We start from the raw sequence: 7,176 nt of genomic DNA on the forward strand, positions 1-7,176 counted from the left end.
CATAGGGTCACGTCCGTGCGGAAACGGACGGCCTTGTTCCTCCTCGCCCTCTCCTTCACCTCCTTCGGCACGCTGTGCGCCCTGCGCGGCGCGCCCATGGCCGATCTCCTCGTCTACCGCGCCGAGGGCGCGGCCGTGGCCCACGGCACCGACCTCTACGGCTTCACCGTCACGAAGTGGCACCTCCCGGCGACCTATCCGCCCTTCGCGGCGATCCTGTTCGTCCCCGCCGTCTGGCTCCCCCTGCCGGTCCTGAAGGCGGCGTTCCTGGCGGGCAACGCGCTCCTGCTCGCCGTCCTCGTCGCCCTCTCCGCCCGGCTGGCGTCCCGCCCGCTGCCCCCGGCCCCGCTCTGCGCGGCCACCGCCGCCGCGCTCTGGCTGGAGCCCGTCTTCCAGACCCTGCTGTTCGGCCAGATCAACCTGGCCGTCGCCTGCCTTGTCCTGTGGGACCTGACCCGTCCGGCCGGCGCCCGCGCCAGAGGTCTGGCCCTCGGCCTCGCGACCGGCATCAAGCTCACACCGGCCCTCTTCGTGGTCCATCTGATCGTTCGCGGACGCAAGCGGGAGGCGGCCACGGCGGCGGCCGGCTGCCTGGCCACGGTGCTGCTCGGCTTCCTGCTGCTGCCCGCGGCGAGCACCGACTTCTGGACCCGGCGGCTGTACGAGACGGGCCGGGTCGGCAAGGCGTGGATCGTGGACAACCAGTCCCTGCGCGGACTGATCGCCCGCGCGCTGCACGACCCCGCGCCGGGGCCCGCCTGGGCGCTCCCGGCGGCGGCGGTCGCCGTGACCGGCCTGGTGCTGGCCGGCCGGGCTCGCCAGGAGAGCCACGCCGTCCTGCTGACCGCGTTCACGGCCCTGCTGATCTGCCCGATCAGCTGGACCCACCACTGGGTGTGGTGCGTGCCGCTGCTCGCGGTGCTGCTGGCGGAGGGCCGCACCCGCACGGCCGCGCTCGCGGCCCTCGTCTTCACCGCCCGCACGATATGGCTGGTGCCCCACGAGGGCGCCCTCGACCTGGAACTTCCGTGGTGGCAGCAGCCGTTGGCCGCCGCCTACCCCCTCCTGCCGCTCGGGCTGCTCCTGTCGTATGACAGCATGATCAGCCGTTGTCCGACCCTTTCGACCGAGCAAACGGGGAAACCAGTATGTCCTTCTCGACGCTTTCGTTCCGCAAGGCGGTGAGCGGCCTGACCGCCGTCACCGCCCTCGCCCTCGGCGCCACCGTGCTGGCCGCGCCCGCCGCCTCGGCCGTGGGCTCCTCCGCGTGCACCAAGAACATCAAGGACAGGACCCTTCAGGTCGTCCAGTGGGACCACGCGGACATGTACACGAGCCCCAGCTTCAAGTCCAAGGTGAAGAAGTCCGTGTTCGCGGGCAGCAACGTGCGCGTGTACTGCACCGCGAAGGGCGGCTCCTGGTACTACGGCAAGTCCGGCAAGACCACGGGCTGGATGGAGAGCCACTCCTTCTTCTAGGCCCTCCAGGCCCTCCAGGTCTGCTAGGCCGGACCGGCCTGGCCCTCCGCCAGGATCTCGTCCGCGTCCATGATCCGGTAGGCGTAGCCCTGCTCGGCCAGGAAGCGCTGCCGGTGGGCGGCGAAGTCCTGGTCGATGGTGTCGCGGGCGACGACGGAGTAGAAGTGGGCCTGGTGGCCGTCGGCCTTGGGGCGCAGCACCCGGCCGAGCCGCTGGGCCTCCTCCTGCCGGGAGCCGAAGGTGCCGGACACCTGGATGGCGACCGTGGCCTCGGGCAGGTCGATGGAGAAGTTGGCGACCTTCGACACCACCAGCACGCTGATCTCGCCCTCGCGGAACGCGTCGAAGAGCTTCTCGCGCTGGGCGTTGGAGGTCTCGCCCTTGATCACCGGGGCGTTCAGATGCTCGCCCAGCTCGTCGAGCTGGTCGATGTACTGGCCGATGACGAGGATCTGCTGCCCGGCGAACCGGCGCACGATCGCCTCCGTGACCTTGCGCTTGGTCTCGGTGGTCGCGCAGAAGCGGTACTTCTCCTCGGCCTCGGCGGTCGCGTACGCGAGCCGCTCGGAGTCGGTGAGGTTCACCCGGACCTCGACGCAGTCGGCGGGCGCGATGTAGCCCTGCGCCTCGATCTCCTTCCAGGGCGCGTCGAACCGCTTGGGCCCGATGAGGGAGAACACGTCCGACTCCCGGCCGTCCTCGCGCACCAGGGTGGCGGTGAGCCCCAGCCGGCGGCGGGCCTGGAGGTCGGCGGTGAACTTGAAGACCGGCGCCGGCAGCAGGTGCACCTCGTCGTAGACGATCAGCCCCCAGTCCCGGGAGTCGAACAGCTCCAGGTGCGGGTAGACGCCCTTCCGCTTGGTCGTCAGCACCTGGTAGGTGGCGATGGTGACCGGGCGGATCTCCTTGCGCGTGCCGCTGTACTCGCCGATCTCCTCCTCGGTCAGCGAGGTCCGCTTCACCAGCTCGTGCTTCCACTGCCGGGCGGAGACGGTGTTGGTGACGAGGATCAGCGTGGTCGACTTCGCCTGGGCCATGGACCCGGCCCCGACCAGCGTCTTTCCGGCGCCGCAGGGCAGCACCACGACTCCGCTGCCGCCGTGCCAGAAGTTCTCCACGGCCTGCCGCTGGTACGGGCGCAGCGCCCAGCCGTCCTCCAGCAGCTCGATCGGGTGCGCCTCGCCGTCGACGTACCCGGCGAGGTCCTCGGCCGGCCAGCCCAGCTTCAGCAGCGTCTGCTTGATCTGCCCGCGCTCGGAGGGGTGCACGAGCACGGTGTCCGGGTCGATCCGCGTCCCCACCAGCGGGGCGATCCGCTTGGACTTCAGCACCTCCTCCAGCACCGGGCGGTCGGTGGTGGTGAGGACCAGTCCGTGCGTGGGGTGCTTGCTGAGGGTGAGGCGGCCGTAGCGGTCCATCGTCTCGGCGATGTCCACGAGCAGCGCGTGCGGCACCGGGTAGCGGCTGAACTGCACGAGGGCGTCCACGACCTGCTCGGCGTCATGCCCGGCGGCGCGCGCGTTCCACAGGCCGAGCGGCGTCACCCGGTAGGTGTGGATGTGCTCGGGCGCCCGCTCCAGCTCGGCGAAGGGCGCGATGGCCCGCCGGCAGTCGTCGGCCCGCTCGTGGTCGACTTCCAGCAGCAGGGTCTTGTCGGACTGGACGATCAGTGGACCATTCACGCGCGGCACGCCCTTTCGTCAACACCAAACCTCCAGTGTGCCTCATCGGGCGGGGGTGCCAGGAGGTGCGGCGAGCGGACGGGCCGCCTGCCGCCGGCGCGGGCCGGTGGGCGCGACCGCCGGGGGAGGCTCAGTCGTCCGCCAGTTCCGCCACGCCGGTGACGCGGTGCAGGGGGTACGTGCGGACCTCGTCCGCCGTGTGGTCGTACGCCGTCACGAAGCCGCCCTCCACCCGGACCGGCGCGATGACCCGCTGGCTGGCCGCGCCCTCGGCGTTGACGTAGCCGATCCATACGGACTCGCCGGTCAGGACGGCGGCCTGCATGGTGGCCAGGGTCTCGGCCGAGGAGGTGCGGGGCAGGTCGCCGCCCGCCAGGGGCTCGCCCACGGGCTTGCGCGGGGCGGTGGCGGCCAGGTCTCCGGCCCGGATCGCGCGGACGGCCGCCGAGAGCAGGGTGGTGTCGGGCGGCGGCGGGCCGTCCGGCACCGGCTCGGGCGCGGTGCGCGGCGGGGTGCGGTGGGCGTGGGCGCGGGTGATCAGGACATCGCCCTCGGCCGACTCGGCGGCGGGCGCGTACCCCATCGTGCGCAGCCCCTCCAGCAGCGCCGCCGGATCGACCGGCGCGGCCAGCACGGTCGGGGCCAGCCGGCGCAGCCGCAGCGCGGCGGCCCGCTTGTCGGCGAGGATCTCGTTCAGCAGGGCGTCGTCGTCGCAGCGCACGTACGCCGAGGCCGCGCCGACCCGCAGATGGCCGTGCCGGCGGGCCACGTCGTCGATCAGATAGGCGAGCGGCTGCGGTACCGGGGTGCGGGAGTGCTCGGTGAGGAAGGCGTGCAGGTCGGCGGCGGTCCGGCCGGCGTCGAGGGCCCGCCGCACGGACGCCGGGGTGAACCGGTACACGGTCGCGCCGCCCTTGGACTCCACGTCCGCGAGCACGCCCAGCGTGTCCGCGAGCGGGCGGCGCAGCGGGCCGGGGGCCACCGCCGTCAGGTCGGCCTGGAGCAGCACATGGTCCAGCGGCTCGGGCAGCAGCGGGGCGAGCAGCCGGACCGCCGCCGCGGTCGCGGCGGCCCGCTCGGCGGCGGAGAGCGTCGCGGGCCGGTCGGGCGCCCGGTGGTGGTGCACCGGGAGTTTGTCCCCGGGACCGGCGGGTTCCGCGGAGGCGGAGGCGGACCCGGAGGCCGCGCCGGACCCGGTGGCCGCGCCGGACTTCGGGCCGCCGGCCGCGGAAGCGTCGGCCGCGGCGCCGAGCAGCGCGCGCCCGTGGCCCGACAGCGCTCCCCGTCCGGTCACGCCCAGCAGTTCCGCCTCCGACAGGGCCCAGCGGGCCAGCCGGGAGCGCAGGTCGTCGCCCTCGGGCCGCTCGGCACCGCGCAGCGGCCGTTCCCAGTGCAGCCGTTCCAGCACCGACCCGGCGTCCGGGGCCGTGCCCTGCGGCAGCCCGGCGAGCAGCACCAGCACCCGGTGCCGTACCTCGGGCGCGGCCGACCGGTCCAGGCCCGGACCGAGCGCCGACAGCGTGCGGTCCTTGGCGTCCCGGCCGCCGACGAGCCCCGGCGCGCGGGTGGCCGTCAGCCATGCCTGGGCGAGCAGGCCCCAGCGCACAGCGGGGGGCATTTCCAGCCACTCGTCGTAGGCGGGCGTGGCCGCGTACCGCTCGTCGGCCTCGCCGTCGGAGGCGATCAGGCCGGCCGCGTACGCCAGCTCGGTCCAGAAGGCGGCGACCGGCTCGGACACGTCGAGCGCCACGGCGGTCCGCTTCAGGTCGCGCACGCTCAGCCCGCCCGCGCGCAGCACGGCGGGACCGCCCTCGTCCCAGTCCTTCAGCAGCTCCTCCACCGTGGCCAGGGCGGTGTACGCCTGCCCGGCCGCCGTGGCGTCCACCACCTGGCGGCTGTGGGCGGCGCCCGGCGCCACGGCGGGCGGCAGCGGCTCGGGCGCGCGATGGGCGCGGCCCTCGCGCAGATGCAGGGCGACCTCGCGGGGCAGCACGACCGTGCCGGGCGCGGTCGGCAGCAGCAGGCCGCGGTCGAGCAGCCAGCGCAGATGCGCCGCCGGATCCGCGGTGACCTGCCCGTACGGCGGCCCCCACACCAGCCGGGACAGCACCTCGCGGGCGGCCTCCGGGGCCCCGGCGAGCAGCTTCGCCATCTTCTTCCGGTGGCTGAAAAGGGCGGTCAGCGCGGCCGCGGCGGACACCGAGTCGTGCGTCGACGGCAGCCCGGCCGACGTCACGATCTCCTGGATCCGCCCCGGTGACATGCCCGCGGTGGCCTCCTGCACGCTCGGCCCGAGGCCGGTCGGCGAGGGGTGCTGCGGCGCGGGGGCGAGCAGCTCGCGGGCGGTGCGCACCAGCCGCAGCCGGTCGTCCCCGCCCCACACCAGCGCCTGTTCGCGCAGGGTGGCGACGGCCCGCGGCAGCGCGCCGGCGACCTGCTCGTCGCCCGCGTCCCCGGCCATCAGCCCGAGCAGGGTGGCGTACGACGCCGGGTCCGGGGCCACGGCCAGCGCCTCGGCGGTCTGCAGCGCGAACCGGTCGAGGCGTTCCAGGGCGCGCAGCACCGAGGCGCGGGTGCCGGCGCGGGTGGCGAGCTGGGTGAGATCGGTGGGGACCGGGGTGATGAGGTCCGGGCGGCTGCGCAGCAGCGCGGCCAGGGAGGCGTCGTCCCGGGCGCGGAGCGCCTCCGCCAGGGACCGAGGGGCTGAGTGGGCCTCGGGGCTCATCCGGCCAACGTTAGCGGACATCCCGGCCGGACCGGAGGGGACAGTCACGGCGTCCCGGGCGGCGGGGGAGAACCGGTACCGTCCTCACGGGGTATCGGTCGGCGCACGCCGGAGGGGTTCCGTGGGGATCGAGAGCGACCAGGTCGTCTACGAGTATCTGAGCCGCGTCGGCGACGTCGCGCAGCAGCGGCAGCTGCCGTCGTCGACCCGGATGCGGCTCGTGTCGGAGCTGCGGAACGAGATCGACCGGCATCGGTCGCAGGCCGCGGTGGACTCGCCGGCGGCGGTCCGCCGCATCCTGGAACGGCTGGGGAGCCCCGACGACGTGGTGGCGGCGGCCGGTGGCGGGGGGCCGCGCTCGCCGTCCACCGCCGTACCGGCACAGCCCGCGGCGCCCCGGGAGCGGGAGCGGGAGCGGCCGAAGGGGCTGCGCCGGGTCGTGCCGCGCCCGCGCCCCGCCGAGCCGGAGCCGTCCGTGCCGGACGCGCCGGCCCCGCCGCATCTGGCGCCCGCGCACGAGCTGGGGGGCAGCGCGGTGTCGCCCGACTGGTGGCGGGTGAGCACGGCGGGGCCGATGGCGGACACGGATCCGGTGCCGGGGTTCGTCGGCGGGGTGGAGATCCCGGAGCTGCTCAAGCGGCCTCCGCTGGAGGATGACGCCGAGGACGCTGAGCCCGCCGAGGCCGTGCCCGTCGCCGCGCCTGCCGCCGCCCCGCGCCGCAGGCTGCTGGGCCTGCGCCCCGCCCGCGCGAGCGTCCCGGCGGACGGCGCCGTGCCCGCGCCCCGCCGGCTCCTGCCCGGACCGGCGGCCGGCTGGTCCAACCCGCTGCTGCTGCTGGCCGCCGCCGCGCTGGTCGCCGGGGCCGTGCTCGGGAACTGGTTCGCGCTGCTCCTCGGCTGGGCCATCGCGTACGGCTCGCGCCGGCTGACCCGGGGTGAGGTCCAGTGGGCGGTGATGGTGCTGCCCGGTGCGGCGGTCGCGGCCGGCCTGGTGTGGCTGTGGGGCCGCGAGGAGGGGCGCTGGGGTGCCCCGATCGCCGAGGGCCATATGGCGGACGCGGTCTCGGGGACGTGGCCGTGGGTCGTCCGGGGCGCGGCGGTCGCCTCGGCCCTCTACCTGCTCTGGCGCTCCCAGCGGAGTCGCTAGGCGCGGCCTTGGCGGCATCGTCGGGGCCGCCCCCCGTCCTCACCCGCGGCCGGTGGCTCCGCCTCGCGCAGTTCCCCGCGCCCCTGGCGCCCTGGCGGGCGGCCCGGCTGTGCGCCGTGGGGTCTGGGGCCTGCCCCCGCCTGC

General features: G+C 75.3%; 5 protein-coding genes. 3 read left to right on the top strand and 2 right to left on the bottom strand.

The window, feature by feature from the left end; genetic code table 11:
• The first annotated feature begins 15 nt into the window (after positions 1-15).
• Both ACF073_RS15940 and ACF073_RS15945 read left to right on the top strand, forming a co-directional pair.
• Positions 16-1,185 carry a glycosyltransferase 87 family protein gene (locus tag ACF073_RS15940; RefSeq protein WP_392070280.1) on the top strand — a complete coding sequence of 390 codons (1,170 nt, stop codon included), beginning with the start codon at positions 16-18 and terminating at the stop codon, positions 1,183-1,185.
• Entirely contained in the window at positions 1,149-1,478 is a 330-nt protein-coding gene (locus ACF073_RS15945) for a hypothetical protein (protein ID WP_392070282.1), read from the top strand. Before ACF073_RS15940 ends, ACF073_RS15945 begins: the two co-directional genes overlap by 37 nt.
• 23 nt (positions 1,479-1,501) lie before the next feature.
• On the opposite strand, the gene ACF073_RS15950 is transcribed toward ACF073_RS15945, so the two are convergent.
• A complete protein-coding gene (locus tag ACF073_RS15950; RefSeq protein WP_392070284.1) occupies positions 1,502-3,160 on the bottom strand; it encodes a DNA repair helicase XPB in 1,659 nt (552 codons plus the stop codon).
• Between the two features lie 130 nt (positions 3,161-3,290).
• Positions 3,291-5,885, bottom strand: coding sequence for a helicase-associated domain-containing protein (locus ACF073_RS15955; protein WP_392070286.1), 2,595 nt, complete (start codon positions 5,883-5,885; stop codon positions 3,291-3,293).
• Between the two features lie 121 nt (positions 5,886-6,006).
• Here ACF073_RS15955 and ACF073_RS15960 point away from each other — a divergent pair, with 121 nt between their 5' ends.
• Positions 6,007-7,032 carry a hypothetical protein gene (locus ACF073_RS15960; RefSeq protein ID WP_392070287.1) on the top strand — a complete coding sequence of 342 codons (1,026 nt, stop codon included), beginning with the start codon at positions 6,007-6,009 and terminating at the stop codon, positions 7,030-7,032.
• The last annotated feature ends 144 nt before the right edge of the window (positions 7,033-7,176 follow it).

Source organism: Streptomyces sp. NPDC015171, from assembly GCF_043079545.1.
In the GTDB taxonomy this organism is placed as follows: Bacteria; Actinomycetota; Actinomycetes; order Streptomycetales; family Streptomycetaceae; genus Streptomyces.

Excerpts from the sequence above, each read along its gene's own strand:
- ACF073_RS15955 (WP_392070286.1), bottom strand. The coding sequence starts at position 5,885 with ATGAGCCCCGAGGCCCACTCAGCCCCTCGGTCCCTGGCGGAGGCGCTC.
- ACF073_RS15945 (WP_392070282.1), top strand. The coding sequence starts at position 1,149 with ATGTCCTTCTCGACGCTTTCGTTCCGCAAGGCGGTGAGCGGCCTGACC.